The organism is Sporosarcina sp. GTC18466, from assembly GCF_055389225.1.
This window is the reverse complement of record NZ_AP044037.1, coordinates 2813457-2829025: the sequence shown is the minus strand read 5'-3', so window position 1 is coordinate 2829025 and position 15569 is coordinate 2813457. Positions and strand designations below refer to the sequence as shown.

Annotated in this window: 14 protein-coding genes; 4 read left to right on the top strand and 10 right to left on the bottom strand. The window is 48.1% G+C overall.

What is annotated here, in order from left to right:
• Nucleotides 1-174 precede the first annotated feature (174 nt).
• A complete protein-coding gene (locus ACZ5FK_RS13975) occupies nt 175-1128 on the top strand; it encodes a calcium/sodium antiporter (protein WP_464805485.1) in 954 nt (317 codons plus the stop codon).
• Between the two features lie 62 nt (nt 1129-1190).
• On the opposite strand, the gene ACZ5FK_RS13970 is transcribed toward ACZ5FK_RS13975, so the two are convergent.
• The 4 genes from ACZ5FK_RS13970 to ACZ5FK_RS13955 all read right to left on the bottom strand — a co-directional run bounded on the left by ACZ5FK_RS13970 (nt 1191) and on the right by ACZ5FK_RS13955 (nt 8235).
• Nucleotides 1191-1916, bottom strand: a complete 726-nt coding sequence (locus ACZ5FK_RS13970; protein WP_464805484.1) for a 3-ketoacyl-ACP reductase — start codon at nt 1914-1916, stop codon at nt 1191-1193.
• A 119-nt stretch (nt 1917-2035) separates the two neighbouring features.
• Nucleotides 2036-4306 (bottom strand): ATP-binding cassette domain-containing protein, encoded by a 2271-nt coding sequence (locus ACZ5FK_RS13965; RefSeq protein WP_464805483.1) that lies wholly within the window; start codon nt 4304-4306, stop codon nt 2036-2038.
• Nucleotides 4307-4468: 162 nt separating this feature from the next.
• The gene (locus ACZ5FK_RS13960) at nt 4469-6073 is read right to left on the bottom strand and encodes a chitinase (RefSeq protein WP_464805482.1); all 1605 of its coding nucleotides are present in this window, start codon (nt 6071-6073) and stop codon (nt 4469-4471) included.
• On the bottom strand, nt 6070-8235 hold the full coding sequence (locus ACZ5FK_RS13955; protein WP_464805481.1) for a glycosyltransferase family 2 protein: 2166 nt from the start codon (nt 8233-8235) through the stop codon (nt 6070-6072). The genes ACZ5FK_RS13960 and ACZ5FK_RS13955 overlap by 4 nt, the downstream gene beginning before the upstream one ends.
• 783 nt (nt 8236-9018) lie before the next feature.
• Here ACZ5FK_RS13955 and ACZ5FK_RS13950 point away from each other — a divergent pair.
• Nucleotides 9019-9297, top strand: a complete 279-nt coding sequence (locus ACZ5FK_RS13950; RefSeq protein WP_464805480.1) for a hypothetical protein — start codon at nt 9019-9021, stop codon at nt 9295-9297.
• Nucleotides 9281-9574: a type II toxin-antitoxin system RelE family toxin gene (locus tag ACZ5FK_RS13945; RefSeq protein WP_464805479.1), complete on the top strand. Its 294-nt coding sequence runs from the start codon at nt 9281-9283 to the stop codon at nt 9572-9574. The genes ACZ5FK_RS13950 and ACZ5FK_RS13945 overlap by 17 nt, the downstream gene beginning before the upstream one ends.
• 215 nt (nt 9575-9789) lie before the next feature.
• Here ACZ5FK_RS13945 and rlmD read toward each other — a convergent pair whose 3' ends face one another.
• The 5 genes from rlmD to ACZ5FK_RS13920 form a co-directional block, all read right to left on the bottom strand.
• Nucleotides 9790-11154 (bottom strand): 23S rRNA (uracil(1939)-C(5))-methyltransferase RlmD, encoded by a 1365-nt coding sequence (rlmD, locus tag ACZ5FK_RS13940; protein ID WP_464805478.1) that lies wholly within the window; start codon nt 11152-11154, stop codon nt 9790-9792.
• A 124-nt stretch (nt 11155-11278) separates the two neighbouring features.
• A complete protein-coding gene (gene cydS, locus ACZ5FK_RS13935) occupies nt 11279-11434 on the bottom strand; it encodes a cytochrome bd oxidase small subunit CydS family protein (protein WP_464805477.1) in 156 nt (51 codons plus the stop codon).
• A gap of 14 nt (nt 11435-11448) precedes the next feature.
• Entirely contained in the window at nt 11449-12474 is a 1026-nt protein-coding gene (locus tag ACZ5FK_RS13930; protein WP_464805476.1) for a cytochrome d ubiquinol oxidase subunit II, read from the bottom strand.
• A complete protein-coding gene (locus tag ACZ5FK_RS13925; RefSeq protein ID WP_464805475.1) occupies nt 12471-13814 on the bottom strand; it encodes a cytochrome ubiquinol oxidase subunit I in 1344 nt (447 codons plus the stop codon). The genes ACZ5FK_RS13930 and ACZ5FK_RS13925 overlap by 4 nt, the downstream gene beginning before the upstream one ends.
• Nucleotides 13815-13829: 15 nt before the next feature.
• On the bottom strand, nt 13830-13967 hold the full coding sequence (locus tag ACZ5FK_RS13920; protein WP_464805474.1) for a hypothetical protein: 138 nt from the start codon (nt 13965-13967) through the stop codon (nt 13830-13832).
• Nucleotides 13968-14151: 184 nt separating this feature from the next.
• Between ACZ5FK_RS13920 and ACZ5FK_RS13915 the strand changes: the two genes are divergently transcribed.
• A complete protein-coding gene (locus tag ACZ5FK_RS13915) occupies nt 14152-14595 on the top strand; it encodes an NUDIX hydrolase (protein ID WP_464805473.1) in 444 nt (147 codons plus the stop codon).
• Nucleotides 14596-14636: 41 nt separating this feature from the next.
• On the opposite strand, the gene ACZ5FK_RS13910 is transcribed toward ACZ5FK_RS13915, so the two are convergent.
• Nucleotides 14637-15551, bottom strand: a complete 915-nt coding sequence (locus tag ACZ5FK_RS13910) for a diacylglycerol kinase (protein WP_464805472.1) — start codon at nt 15549-15551, stop codon at nt 14637-14639.
• Between the last annotated feature and the right edge of the window lie 18 nt (nt 15552-15569).

The window sequence follows — 15569 nt, the reverse complement described above, 5'->3', positions numbered from 1 at the left end:
ACAATCTGACCCCCGTCTTTGCACGGGGGTTTTCCAATACATACAGGGTTCTTCTTAGGAGCCTGGGTACAATGAACTTACGCACAGAGTTAAGCATCCTTATTTATAATGCTGCTAAGTGGGTATGAATAGACAGAAGAAGGAGCAGAAAACTGAAAGGAATGAGGCATATATATGGTCTACCTGCTGTTGCTTGCCGGATTCGCTTTACTGATCAAAGGAGCAGACTTTTTCGTTGACGGCTCCTCGAATATTGCACGCCTTCTGCGGATTCCGCCTATTTTGATCGGTCTGACCATCGTCGCATTCGGAACCAGTTCTCCCGAAGCGACCGTCAGTATTATCGCAGCTCTTGACGGCAGTGCGGGCGTCGCTGTCGGAAACGTAGTCGGAAGCAATATCTTCAACATCACTCTCGTTGTCGGCATAGCCGCCTTCCTCCATCCTTTGAAGGTGGAGAGCGAAAGCGTCAAGAAGGAAATCCCTTTCACCCTGCTCGCGAGCATCGCCCTGCTCATCCTCATGAGCGATATGGCCTTGCAAGGATTCAGCAGCAATGTGATCTCGCGCGGAGACGGTTTAATCTTTCTCTTGTTTCTATCCATTTTCATGTACTATGTCATTGAACATGGCTTGAAAAGCAGAAGAGAGACTTTGAATGAACCCGTTCCTGCTGCGGGCAACTGGGGGAAAAGCATCTTCATCACCCTCTTAGGGCTCGCTGCTATCATCTTCGGAGGAGATCTGGTTGTCGATAATGGGACAAAAATCGCTTATTCACTCGGCATGTCGGAAACCCTCGTAGGGCTTACCATCATTGCAATCGGCACGTCCCTCCCCGAACTCGTCACTTCCATCACCGCGGCCTTGAAGAAAGAGAGTGAAATTGCACTAGGGAACATTGTCGGGAGCAATATTTTCAATATCCTATTCGTTCTGGGTGTCTCCTCTGTGATCTCACCTCTGGCAGTGAACGGAAAAGTCCTGCTGGATGTGCTATTCATGATCTTGCTGACATTCGTTCTGTTGATTTTCGCCAGGACCGGCTACAAAATCGGCAAGCGCGAAGGAATTGTTCTCGCCATTTTTTATCTTATCTATTTCGTCTATATCATCATTCGGAACTGACCGCCTGCAACTTAAAAACCCCGCATGCCGTTTTCAGCATGCGGGTTAGCAGGTTACTTGAATTAAAAAGGATTCGTCGCAATGAACGTCGCTGTCTTCGTATAGACACGAGGATGCAGCTTCAATTGGCTGACAATCACTTCTGCGATGTCTTCCGGCTGGATCGTTTTGGTCTCGTTGTTTTCCTTGATAAGGTCAAGATCATGCGCCAAGTCTGTAGCGACCGTGCTTGGGGCAAGCGCTGATACCCGGATATTGTTGCGGCGCACCTCTTGCGCAAGCGATTCGGAAAATCCGATCACTGCAAATTTGGATGCACTATACGCGCTTGATGTGGCAGCACCGTTTAAGCCATTAGTCGAAGCGATATTGATAATGTCTCCGCTGTTTTTTTCGATCAGCTGCGGCAGCACCGCGCGCGTCACGTAATATGTGCCCATGACATTCACGTCGATGATCCGCTTCCATTCTGCGGGCTCCATCTCCTGCACGGTGCCGAATGTCGCGATCCCCGCATTGTTTATGAGAATATCAGCTTCGCCCAGTTGTTCTGTCAGGATGTTGATTGCCTTTTCCGCCTGCTCCTGAGAAGAAACATCCGCCGCAGCATAAGCTGTTTTCACTCCCAGTTTACCGATTTCATCCGAAACTTCCTTCAATGTGGATTCCGTTCTTGCGAGCAAGCCGACATGCACGCCTTCTTTCGCCAAGGCAATCGCCGCCGCTTTTCCGATGCCCCGGGCAGCCCCTGTGATGAACGCCACTTTCCCTTGCAATGATTGTGCCATCAGATGATCTCCTTTCCATACTTCTTCTGAACGATTCCATTATACATTGTCTGACTTGTCCGTTCATCGAATCAGTCCGTATACAGTGCACTAAACCAAAATTGTATAGTTCCTACCATTCACATTTCCACACCTGCCTGTAACCATTTAGCCGTCACAGTGTCCGCTTTCATCATTTCTACTGGCGTGCCTTCAAACAATACGAGACCGCCCCGCTTTCCGCCTCCCGGTCCCATTTCTATGATCCAGTCGCTCGCTGCCAGCATGTCCAGATTGTGTTCAATGATGATGACCGAGTTTCCTCTTTCCACAAGCTTTTGAAAGACATCCAGAAGTTTCTTTCTGTCCTTTGCGTGCAATCCAAGGGATGGTTCGTCCAGCAAATAGATTTGGCCTTCTTTTTGCAGCTGGCTCGCAAGTTTAAGCCGCTGGATTTCTCCACCGCTTAGAGAACTTGTCGTCTGGCCTAATGTCAGATACCCGAGTCCTACATTCTGCAGCGTTTGCACCCTGTTCAATATCTTTTGCTGTGTGAAATAATTAGCGGCTTCGTCAATGGTTAACGCTAAGATCTCTATAATATTTTTGCCTTCAAATCGATAGGATAACGCTTCATCGGAATATCTCGTGCCCCCGCATGCTTCACAAGGGATCGTCACGGGATCTGCAAATGCCACTTCCGGCGTCAGAACCCCTTTTCCGTTGCAGACGGGACAAGCTCCTAATGAGTTGAAGCTGAATAATCCCGCTGGCTGTCCTGTCGCTTTGGCAAATGTTGTGCGTATATCATCCATGATCCCCATGTAGGTAGCCATCGTTGAACGGCTGGAAATACCGATACCGCCTTGTTCAACGGTAATCGATTCGGGATACCGTTTTTTGAATGCTTCCAATATCAACGAACTCTTTCCTGAACCGGATACGCCGCAAACAGACACGAGTACATCTTTCGGAATTTCAATATCCACTTTCCGCAAGTTATTGTCCGAAGCTCCTTTGATTGAAAAACTTCCATTTCGTTCCCTTGGACTCCGGTTAATAGTAAGTTTCTGCTCTAGGGCAATAGCAGTCGGAGTATCCGACAATCCTGCCAGATCTCCAGAATAGACCACTTCCCCGCCATTCACGCCTGCACCCGGCCCCATCTCGATGATCTCATCAGCCGCTTTGATGACGGATAGATTATGTTCAATGACGATGACGGTATTATGGTGTTCTTTTATACGATTGAGCATTTGAAGTAACAGTTCCACTTCTTCCGGATGCAGCCCCGCACTCGGTTCGTCGAAGATGTACGTAATGTTGTTTAAGCTGCTCCCTAAGTGACGGGCGATTTTCACCCGTTGCGCTTCTCCTCCAGAAAGGGTCCCCATTTTTCTGGATAGGCTCAAATACCCTAATCCCATGTTGATTAGCTGTGTTACGTATGGAATTGCCTGCCTGGCGATCGATTCACCCATCGGATCTTTTATAGCCTTCAGTTCCGCAAGTATTTCCGGCAGCTCCAAATGGTCGTATTCTGCAATGTTCAAGCCGTTGATCCGGCATTCCAAGACTTTAGGATTGAGGCCGGACCCTTGGCAAGTCGGACATAATGAGTGCGAGGACATGGCTAATACATCCTCTTGGGAAACGGATTTCAGCTTGGAGATATCCCGATTGATATACACCCGTGTAAATCTAGGCAGCAATCCATCCCACTCTGCGTTATGAGGTCCGTTCTTTGTATGGAACGGTGCATATGCCCGTTCACCTTCCCGAGGACCGTACAATAGCAAGTGAAGGTCTTCTTCGGAGTAGTCCTTCAAAGGCAGATCCGGATCAAATAATCCACATGTCATCATCCAATGGCCTTGCCAGCCGGATGGGGATAAGGGCTTAAATTGAACTGCATATTCCCGCAGTGATTTATCGAAATCGACGAGTTTATTTACATCCGGTGCAATCACTTCTCCAAAACCGCCGCATTCCGGACATCTGCCGAACGAGCTTTGGCTCGAGAAATCATTGGCGGAACCGATTGCCGGCTGTCCGATCCTTGAAAACAATAGCCGGATTAACGGATTGATATCCATGTATGTCCCAACTGTTGACCGGGAGTTGCCCCCGATCGGCCTTTGTTCCACGACGATGACAGGACTGAGATTCTGCATCAGATCAGCATGCGGCCGCTCATACCTTGGCATCTGATTCCTGACATACAAAGGATAGTTCATCGTCATTTGCCTTCTGCTTTCAGTCGCTACTGTGTCAAAAACAACCGAGCTCTTTCCTGAACCGGAAAGGCCGGTAAACACGACAATCTTCTCTTTCGGTATCGTCAGATCTATATTTTTCAGATTGTTTTCTTTCAGTCCTCTTAAAATGATTTCATCTTTCATATCCGACATAGAATAATCCGATCCCTTCCTATTTTTATCGCTCGTTCACCTTTACCCCGAAAAACATACTTGCTTACCATTATGACTTTTTTTGCACTTATATTAAAATGATCGGCGGGAAATCCGCAGACAAAAATATAGTCCATCCTAGTTACCGGATGGACTACATGATTACTTCTCTTTTGCAGCCTTTTCCTGCAGTTCTATAAGTATAGCTTTTACCTCCGCCTGTGTGAGCGGCGCCCAAGCAGAGCCAGCAGCGTCGGACAATGCTGAAGCCGGACTCTCACCCTGGTTAACCCATTTGGCTTGATAAGGCACTCCTTTGAAGATGATCCGCTGACCGGCCGCATATTTAGTCGCTTTTCTCCAGGGCGGATAAGTATCTTGCGGAACGGCAGGCTGTGATATCGGTTTTTCACCAGGCATTACGGGACCTATGAGATTCCATGGTGTCTCCCATGACTGAAGAACCGGATTGTCTGGCACGTCGCCTTTTGTCCACCACTTGGCTTCATACACGTTATGGTTTCGAACTACTTTTTCACCTTCCAGATACATGACCGCCGGTGACCATATCTGGTAGGGACTTGTTTCAGGATTGTCAGGTTCCTGCTGACTGGCAGACTCCTGGTCAGACATTGTTATAAGACCGGCACTCGTAACGATACTCCCTTTAAAACCCCTGCCTAACAACTCGGAAAAACCGAACTTCGTTTGCTGTACACCACTACAAGCGTCTGAAACGATGCCGACGTCCACATAATTACTTCCGCACATGATATCGCGGTTGACCGACCACATGGACATCCGGCCAACCCCCTGCGACTGAGCAAACTTATTAAAAGCTTGTGCGTCATTCAAGGTGAAAATTTCATTTCTATAATCGTTTTGGCCAATCATGGGTGTTGCACCAATCTTCGACCATAAAGTTTCATCACGCAAGTTGATACCAGCTTGCTTGTAAAGTATCTTGAGCTGTCGATGAGTCTGTAGGAGTGCACTTTCTGAAGCATCCAACATTGTCTGATCAGGCGTTAGACTTGATCCGTAATCCATTGTCATAACGTTCACTCCTGCTAAGTCGACACCATGCTCAAGCAGCTGTTCAACAGCTTTCGTACCGTCCTGACTCAATCCTTGAGGTGAGACAGGGAGCGTTACCCATACCGCCAGTTTCTTGCCGACTGCACGCCTTTCCAGCTGTAATTTGGCGATTACTTCAGCACGTCGTCTGCCGGCATCTGTGTCCGTAAGCCCGGCATTTTCAAGATCCAAGTCTATCGTTGTCAAATTATATCTGTCAACAACTGATTGGTAGGCGGTGAAGAGTTCTTCTGTGGCTGTACACTCGACTGCCAGTTCATTGTTCTTTACACCTCCAAAGGAGACGGCAACACTGCCGCCCTGCTGTTTTAATCGAGCAATGCGCCGATCCAGATCAAGCATTTCACTGGCTTGATCCAGAGTGTACGCACCGCCCCAGGATGGTGTACAAGAATGTACCGGATCAGAAACAATGAAGGCAAGAACTGCATCCTTATGCTCGAAGGAACCTACGTTTTGAAACATGAACATCGGTGTAGCAGTCACGTCAACGTAAGGTGCAAACCATTGACTTGGCAACTCATCATGAGAGACCCACAAATTCCCCAGCCTGCCCGTTATGCCAAGGAAAGTACTAGTGACCAGGCCAGCAATGACCATAAGTAAAAACAAAAGCCGCCATGGTGATAAACGCAGTTCCTTATCCGCACGTTTCTTGTACTCGTTCATGAGCGCATCACTTCATTTCCTTCTGCTTGGGCTGGTAATGAAGTCAATGCACTCCGATATGAGGCGTGACCAGACAACTCCATCTCGCCATCACCATGATAAATAATCGCTTGCCAGCTAAGAGGCTTTGCTTGCTCTTGCTTCTTATTTTTCTTTACGGGCACGTATAACCAATTTTTGATGCCGAGCCATATATCAACAACTGTATTTTTGATGCCGATAAATTCCACAACAGCCCAGGTGGCCGTAAGAATATTGAATGCTGCAAAAGCGGCATTGCCCCAATTCTGCAGTACGACGCCACGCCAAAAAATAAATAGTGAGATTCCAATTATGAGGAGAGGAGAAAGGACGTATAGCATGGGAGATATTGTGCGGTCCTTGATTTTAGGAGTTCGAGCAAAGGGGATTTTGCGGGTGCTTAGAGCCTGCTGTATGGATGTCAGCACGCCAGCTAAGTTCACTGGTAATAAGATTAGGTTGAAACCATAAATTCTGAAGACGTCACGTCGCTTATAGTTGCAATACTTAAGATCACTGGACATCGCCAAGAAGTATGGCAATGCTGCAAAGAGAACAAATGGGCTCAAGAGACGCCCGTCTATAGGGTACGCTAACATGATTAACAGTCCAATGCTAGCCCAAGCAATAGAGGCCAGATAGTTCAAACGAAGTAATACCTCTATCCTCGACACACCATTTCCTTGTCTTTTACGATTTCGAACCAAAGACCACATCTTCGGCAAGATGATCAGCCCTCCATTCGCCCATCGACGCCTTTGTACAATAAGCGAACCGAAATCAGGGGGAGTTGCGCTATAACTGAGTCGTTCAGGATAGTTGATCAGCGTCCAATCATATCTGGCTAGATCAACACTGGATTCCGTATCTTCGATAACTGTACGATCCTGGATATACCTTCTTATCTCAAAGTTACCCACCCACTCCGTCTCACAGATATCTTCCAATGCAGATTTCCGTATGATCGCATTGGCCCCGACCCAAAATGTTGCGTTATAGCAAGTCATGCCCTGGTGTAATATATGTTGGATGTCAGTTGTAGCTCCTGCAATCCGTTCAATGCGGGTAGCGGCTCCGCGGAATGAGGAATAAGGTGTCTGTACGACCGCCACACGTTCATTGTTCGGCTGCTGCAAGAAATAGACCAAGCGTAAACAGTATCCTGGACGCAGTATGGAATCTGCATCTAAGGTAAGTACAAATTCGCTATCCGGAAATGTGATACTCTCTCCATTATGATGTTCAGCCGCGGATACCAGTATAGGACCATCTGGCGTTTGTACCTGTTTGAACGTCCGGCCCATAAGTCCGATATACGAATTGAGGTTCATGGCTTTATTAGGTTCATGAGATAATGAAGCAAACTTTTTACGCTCAAAGACATCCAGGTCCGTGTTAAATATCCAGGTCAGCCGTTTATAAAGTTGATTGATCCTGCCAGCAGGCAGACTCACTTTTTCGGTGTAGGAAGCCAGCAATGCTTCATGAACCAATCGCAACTCATTTGATAAACCGCCTACCACTTCACCTGCAAAAAATTCTCCAACGTGGTCACCAACTTCTTCCTCCTTGACCAGCTCATCTAACCAGTTGGCCGCCCATGCATAATGTTCAGCCAACTCCTTTGTAATCTCTAGTCTGCTACGCTGTGAGTCTTCCTGTTGATATTCTACAAGTTTGGACTCAAACAGTTGACGGGGAGCAGCAAATGAATCAGTGATATCTTGAACCAGCTGCCGGGTGGCATTGAGTCGAACTGAAGCCGCTGGATCGGTTGGATAGGGGGCATCGTCCAAGAGAAGAACAACTCGGATCCGGGGATATTCTTGTAGAGCAGCAGATAACAGGGTCTTGCGCACGACTTCCGGCTCTTCATCGTAAGATGGTACCAGTACAGTGATTTCAGGCTGATTGTCTTCTAAGTATCTGTCGATATCAGCTCGAGGTATGCGTACATGTTTACTAAATCGCTGCATCGCACCCTGACGTGCTATGAGATACATTAAGGCTGAAAAGGTTAAAAAAGTGACAATCAGCAGATACCCTACGGATTCCATTACGAACTGATACGTAATCGGCCCCTTAAAATACTCCTGTATAATAGTCGTTATCACATAGGCAATCCAGAATCCGATTGTCAAGATGATAGCTAACCCGCCATAGACCATTTTCCGGACAGGCGGCTTGTCATGGAAAACGGGCAGAGGCGTTGAGTCCCGCTCCGTCCCCCACTGCCGTTTCCGTTTCAGTTTCCGAGTGCCTCGAGCACGTGACATATCGATTATCAGATCCCTTCAATAGTATTTCTACACCAACACCGCGGCGTGTCAAATGGAGAAATCGGCGCTAGATGATTATATTCACCTATTCAATTCTCTATTCACAGATACAGCGACTATTGATTGGTAATCATTATGTCTATAGAAACATGGATTGTCGCATTGCTTTCAGTTCTCGCTTAAAAGCAGATCCCTAGCACCAAAAATCCCCCCGAGCCATCCGCCCGAGGGAACATATCTCATCAACCTATTGCAACTCGATCAACGCCACGCACTCCACATGTGTTCTCATTTTATTAGAATAGATTTTCGCGTAGGATTGGGGACCAAAAACTGGAAATAAGTGCAACAGTTTTCTGCGCAAACTATGAGTTACAATAGTCATTATAGATTTGTCGCATTGGAAAAACATGTAACGAATTTTAAGGTCATACCTTATATATATTTCATTAGAAATGAAAGGATTCTTTATGATGACATTTTTGAAATAGGTCTGGAGTAAAGTTATATTTATATTTGAGTTTAGCGTCAGATTGCATAATGAACAATTTAGGCTTGGAGGTTTATTCTAAGCCTTTTCATCATTCTCCAATTTGGCATTCAGTGCTATAATGATGCTAACGAAATAACAAGGCGGTGTTTCAATTGAGTGTTAACCGTGACGAACTGAAACGGCTGGTTGACATGATTCACGAAGAAGATGCAGCTGAGGTATATGATTTTATTGGTTATCTAAACATGAAACGAGAAAGGGAAACCATTAATCAAATTGATTTGTCTCTTTTCTCGGAGGATAAAGAACTTATCCGTCAAGTGCAAAACAGCCAGGAAGATCGTTTAAATGGACGGATTTTTGATCAAAAACAGGGACTAACCTATCTTCAGAACAAGATCAAGGAGTCCGAAAGTGAACAAAACCTATAAAGTCTTTTGGTCAAAAACTGCTCTGGATGAATTGAGTGGTATACTTGCATATCCTTTAGAAGTTAAGGAACAGATATACTTGGATTCCTTTGGACGACTGTCATACATGCCCGCTTTGACTGCAAAACAAATAACAACCGGGGCTTTAAAAGGCTACTGGGTAAGGCTTGGTTTATATCAAGTAATTTTAGTGTTTGAAGTTAATGAAGAAGAATCTGTTGTTTGGATTGATGGTATCAAACATAAAAGAGAAAATGTTTATTGGAAGAGGAATTGACGATTCAGCAGAAATCGTTACGAGGATGCTCAATCTTCATAAATACGTGCGAATATCAATGAGGGCTTGGAGACTAATTCAAAGCCCTTTTTGTCATTTAGTTCTGCATCAAGGCTAACCCTCGGGGGTCAAAAAATCCCCCGAACCATTCGTCCGAGGGAACATAAAACACACTTCACTATTCACCTGAAAACCACAAAACCATTACCACCAACCTATTGCAACTCGATCAACGCCACGCACTCCACGTGACTGCTCTGCGGGAACATATCGACCGGCTGCACTTCTTTCGCCCGGTAGCCGCCGTCCTCTAAAATCCGCATATCGCGGGCGAGTGTGCCAGGGTTGCAGCTGACGTAGACGACGCGCTTCGGCTTGTAGGCGAGGATCGTTTCCAGCAGCTTTTCATCGCATCCTTTTCGCGGCGGATCGACGACGAGGACGTCAAACCGCTTGCCAGCTTCATACCACTTTGGAATGACGTCTTCAGACGCCCCTGTTTCAAAAAAGGTATTGGTGATGCCGTTCAATTCTGCATTGCGCTTGGCGTCTTCGATCGCCTGCGGCACAATTTCCACACCGTATACCTCTTTCGCCCTCTGCGCAAGGAACAGGGAGATCGTACCGATGCCGCAGTAAGCGTCGATCACTGTTTCGTCTCCTGACAGCTCTGCATAATCCAGCGCCTGCCCGTACAGCACTTCCGTCTGCTCTGGGTTCACCTGATAGAAAGAACGCGCAGAAATCTCGAACTGGATATCGCCGATCTTGTCGATGATAACGGGTTTTCCATACAAGTTGATTGTTTCATTGCCGAAAATGACATTCGTCTTGTCAGGATTCACGTTCTGCATAATTGACGTCACTTCAGGCACGACCCGTTTGATCAGCTCCACAACCGTCTGCTTTTGGGGGAATTTCTTTTTCAACGTGACGAGGACGACCATGATTTCACCTGTCGCCTTCCCTTTCCGGACGATCAAGTGCCGCAGCATGCCGCGGTGCGCTTTCTCGTCGTAGGCATCAATGCCAAGCATATGCATTTCATGCTTCAGCGTCGACATGAGCTCGTCCGCTTCCTCACTCTGGATGATGCAGACATCCGTATCAACGATATGATGGGTGCGCGGTTTGAAGAATCCGGAGACAACGCGTCCATTCCGCTCACTGAATGGGATCTGTGATTTGTTCCGGTATCTCCACGGATCTTCCATCCCTTTCACCGGATGGACAGGCACGTGCGGAAGCTTCGCAATCCGGTCGATGACATCGCGAACCTGTTTCTGCTTTTGCGCAAGCTGCGCCTCGTACGACAGGTGCTGCAGCTGGCATCCGCCGCATTCCCAGAACACATGGCACGGTGCTACCACGCGGTCAGGCGACGCCTGTTTCACTTCAAGCAATTGAGCAAAGCCATAGTTTTTCAAGGTTTTTCCGACTTTGATATCGACTTCCTCCCCAGGCAGCGCGCCAGGGATGAATAAGGGATACCCTTCCACTTTTGCGACTCCCGATCCGTCATGAGTTAGATCTTCGACATGGACAGTGAGGCGGTCGTTTTGATTTACAATAAAAGACATTCTTCTGTTCCTCCACATTTCGTATGTGTCTAGTGTAGCACTTTTGCAGGCAATCACACACCATTACATGATGAGTGCATAGAAAAAGGAATGTCCACAGGTACAGTGAACATTCCTTCCCCAGTCAGTTGCGCTTTTTCCTGTCTCGTCCAGCACGTTTGCCTTCTTTCCGGACAACATTGCCATCCATCGGCGCCACGACGAATGCGGCGGCAATCAGCGCAATGAGGACCAGGAACGGTGCATAGAAAATCAGGAAGTTCGTAAACGCTTCAGGCATGATCGATCATCTCCTTATGCATGGTGGTCACTCTTGCCGCGGACGTAGTCCTTGTTGAACAGGAACAGACGCAAGAGAAGGTAGAGCGACGGAATCAGCAGGCAGAGCCCGAGTATGAACGCGACGACAAGGGCAGTAGCCATCGCCGGGTTCGTGAAGCTGTCGTACAGTGTCAGGTACGGATACAGCAAGTACGGGTAATGGGACATCCCGTAGCCGTAGAACGCGAAAGCGAACTGGCCGGCGAGCAGGCCGAACGCCCAGCCGTATTGCTTTCCCTTGAGCAACAAATACACCGTACCGGCGAACAGGATAGCCGAGATGAGGAACATCGGCCAGAAGTTCTGGATGTTCGTGTAATGTTCGGGATTGTGCCGCCTGAGTTCAAAGATGATGCCGCCAGCCGCAATGATGGTCGGCAACGCCCAGATGAGCGCATATTTGCGGAGCAGCCCTGTCGCCTCCGCGTCCCCCGCCTTATTCGCATACCACGTCAGGAAGACGGCGGAAATATAAAGAGTTGCGGACAGACTTAATACCACGATCGACCACGTCAACGGGCTTGTGAAAAGTACCCAGTAGTCGAGCACGGGCTTGCCGTCTACCATTTCGATGAACCCGCCTTCCGAAATCGTCAGCACAATGGAGAGCGACGCGGGAATCAAGAGACCCGCCAGACCATACATGAAGGAGTAGCCCTTATGCCCTCTCGCCCCGTACGTCTCAAACGCATAATAGGAGCCACGGATGGCAAGCAGGATGATGCCGAAGCTGACCGGCACAAGCAATGTGGTCCCATAGTAGAAGGCGGTCTTCGGAAAGAAGCCGATGACGCCGACGAAAAAGAACACAAGGAAGACATTGGTCACTTCCCAGACAGGCGACAGATAGCGCTGGATGACATTCGTCAGAATCCGCTGCTTCCCCGTCAGCAGGCTGTATGCGTTGAAAAAACCGGCTCCGAAGTCAATCGCCCCGACGACGATATAACCGAATAGGAATGTCCAAAGGACCGTAATACCGAGTATTTCAAGGTTCATCGCACATCCGCACCCCTTTCCGCATGCCGGTCTTCCAGTTCACGTTCAACCGGATTCTTCTTGAACATCCTTCGCAGAACAACGGCACTCCCTACTCCGAGCACCAAGTAGAGCAGGCAGAACAAGATGAGCATAGTGTCTACGTGGTCACTTGTTGTCGCCGCCTGATCGACACGCATGATATGGCGCAAGATCCATGGCTGCCGTCCGACTTCAGCGAGCCACCATCCCGCTTCGATTGCCAGGAGTGATAACGGTCCGCCGAGTACAATGAGCCAGCGGAACCACCGTGTCTGCACGGTTTTCCAGCCGCGTCTCATGCCAAGCCAGAACCAGGCTGACAATAGCGCCATCCACATACCGATAAAGACCATAATGTTAAATAGATAGTGAATATAGAGCGGCGGTCGTTCGTCCTCAGGAAATTGGTCGAGGCCGATGACTTCCGCATTCGGATTGTTATGTGCAAGAATCGAAAGGCCGAATGGAACTTTGATGGCGTATTTCGGTTCGCCGTCTTTCAGGATGCCAAGCAGCAGCAGTTCCGCATTTTCCTTCGTTTCAAAATGCCATTCCGCTGCGGCAAGCTTTTCTGGCTGGTATTCCGCGAGATACTTTCCAGAGAAATCACCGATGATGGCAGCGCCGATCGAAAAGATCAGACCCAGCTTCATCAATAGGTACAGCGCCTTCTTGTGATAAATATGATCTGACCCTTTGAGCAGCCTGAACGCGGCGATGCCCGCCAGGACGAACGCCGAAGTCATATAAGCCGTCACGACGACGTGCGCCACTTTTGTCGGCATAGCCGGGTTGAACATTGCAAGGATCGGCTGGATATTGACAAGCTGTCCGTCGACTATGTCAAATCCTTGCGGCGCGTTCATGAACGCATTGACGATCGTGATGAAAACCGCTGACATCGATGCCCCGATTGCGACCGGGACAAGCAAAAGCATATGCTTCTTCTGATTTTCGAAACGGTCCCATGTATAGAGGTAAATGCCGAGGAAAATCGCTTCAAAGAAGAATGCGAACGTCTCCATGAAAAGCGGCAGTGCAATCACATTGCCCGCCAGCTCCATGAAATTCGGCCAAAGCAGCGACAACTGCAGACCGATGGCCGTTCCGGTCACGACACCGACCGCAACGGTGATGACAAACCCGCGCGCCCATCTGCGTGCCAGCAAAATGTAATGCTCGTCGTTCTTCTTGATGCCGACCCACTGGGCAATCATGATCATCAGCGGTACACCGACACCGATGGTCGCGTAGAGAATATGGAAACTGAGTGTCGTCTCCGTCAGAACCCTTGAGAAAAATACAGCTTTTTCATTCATTTGCCTCCCCCTCCCTTATGAACCGAAAATCCGGCCAAGTATGGATATGAGCATAATGGCAGCAACGCCGAACGACAGCCATATAAGCCACTTTTCCTGCTTCCGGTACATGTCATCATCTTCTTTCCAAAAGATTTTAACCGATCTTTCCATTAGGGAATTCCCTTATCTCTCTTCATTTTAGTATTTCCTTTCCCCTAATCCTAGCCACTCTAACAACCAGTTATGAGGAATTGGTGACCGGCTGATGACGAATTATTGAAGTCACCAGCAACGGTACTCTTGAGAATATACGTAATATTGTGTATACTAGTAGAATCAAAAAGGGGTGACTGCGGTGGTTTGGAAACGGAAAGTTTTAGCGTATATCACAAATGGGGAGCACGAACTTCTTGTGTTTGAACACAAGGATCACCCAGAGGCGGGCATACAGGTGCCCGGAGGAACCATCGAGGACGACGAGCTGCTGATCGATGCGCTGTTCCGGGAGATCAAGGAAGAGTCTGGGCTTGGGTTTGAACAGCTGCTCTTTCTTGGTAAAGTATCAAAGTCGAACTATTATCCTGAAGGTACAACTGATGTTATCTACGAACGTAACTATTTTCACCTCGCCTACGTCGGGGATGAAAAGCTTGATGAGTGGGAAAATAAAGTGAGCAGCGACGGAAAAGACAATGGTCTTGTCTTCTCATTTCGCTGGGTGCCGATCTCCCGCATTCCGGATCTTGCCGTCAAACAGGATGAGGCTATTGAGCTGCTGGACTTTGATGAAGTATCGTAAACAGCCCGCACGGCCAATTTGCCATGCGGGCTGTTGCTTGTTTATACCCGGTCCTGTTCACGTAGTTCATCATACGGAGCGAACATTTCAATATGCCGGTACTTGTTTTCAAAAGTCGCAGGCAAAACGCCGCCGTATTCACCGTCCAAATTCAAAAGCACTTCTTCGTTTGAAGTGACTTTCACATATTTCGCGCTCGTCGAAATGACAAGCGGGTCATCCAAATGCTCTCCCCGCAATGCAAGACTGGCGACCCGGATGAATTCGGCGATATTGCATTTCTTCAAGATGAGCAACGTGAAATTGCCATCGTTAACACTGGATTTTGGTGCAAGCTTTTCGAATCCGCCGACCGAGTTTGTCAGCCCGATGAGGAATAGCATTGCCTCTTCCTCAAACACTTCCCCATCATATTCGATGCGGACATGGCTCGCATGGATGGACGGCAGCATCTCGATCCCTTTTAAGTAATAGGCAAGCTGGCCAAGGACGGTCTTCAAGCGGCTCGGAACTTCATACGTCAATTCCGTGAGTCTGCCGCCCCCCGCAATATTGATGAAGTAGCGGTCGCCGTTCATCAATCCCACGTCGACTGGAATTTTTTTGCCCTGTATAATAATATCGAGCGCCTCGTCAATATCACGCGGAATGCGGAGTGCCCGCGCAAAATCATTCGTCGTACCCATTGGGATCAATCCGATGGTCGGCTTTTTTTCAGACGAAGAAATACCTGCGACTACTTCATTCAACGTGCCGTCTCCGCCCGCAGCGATGATTACGTCAAATCCACGCTCCACTGCCTCTTTTGCCGCAGCTGTCGCATCTCCCTCACAAGTCGTCGCATGTGCTGATGTTTCATAACCGGCGATCTCTAGCTTTTCCAGCACTTCTGCAAGATGCTTGCGGAACACTTCTCTTCCTGCTGTCGGATTGTATATAATTCGTGCACGCTTCATCTTTGTACCCTCTCGTTT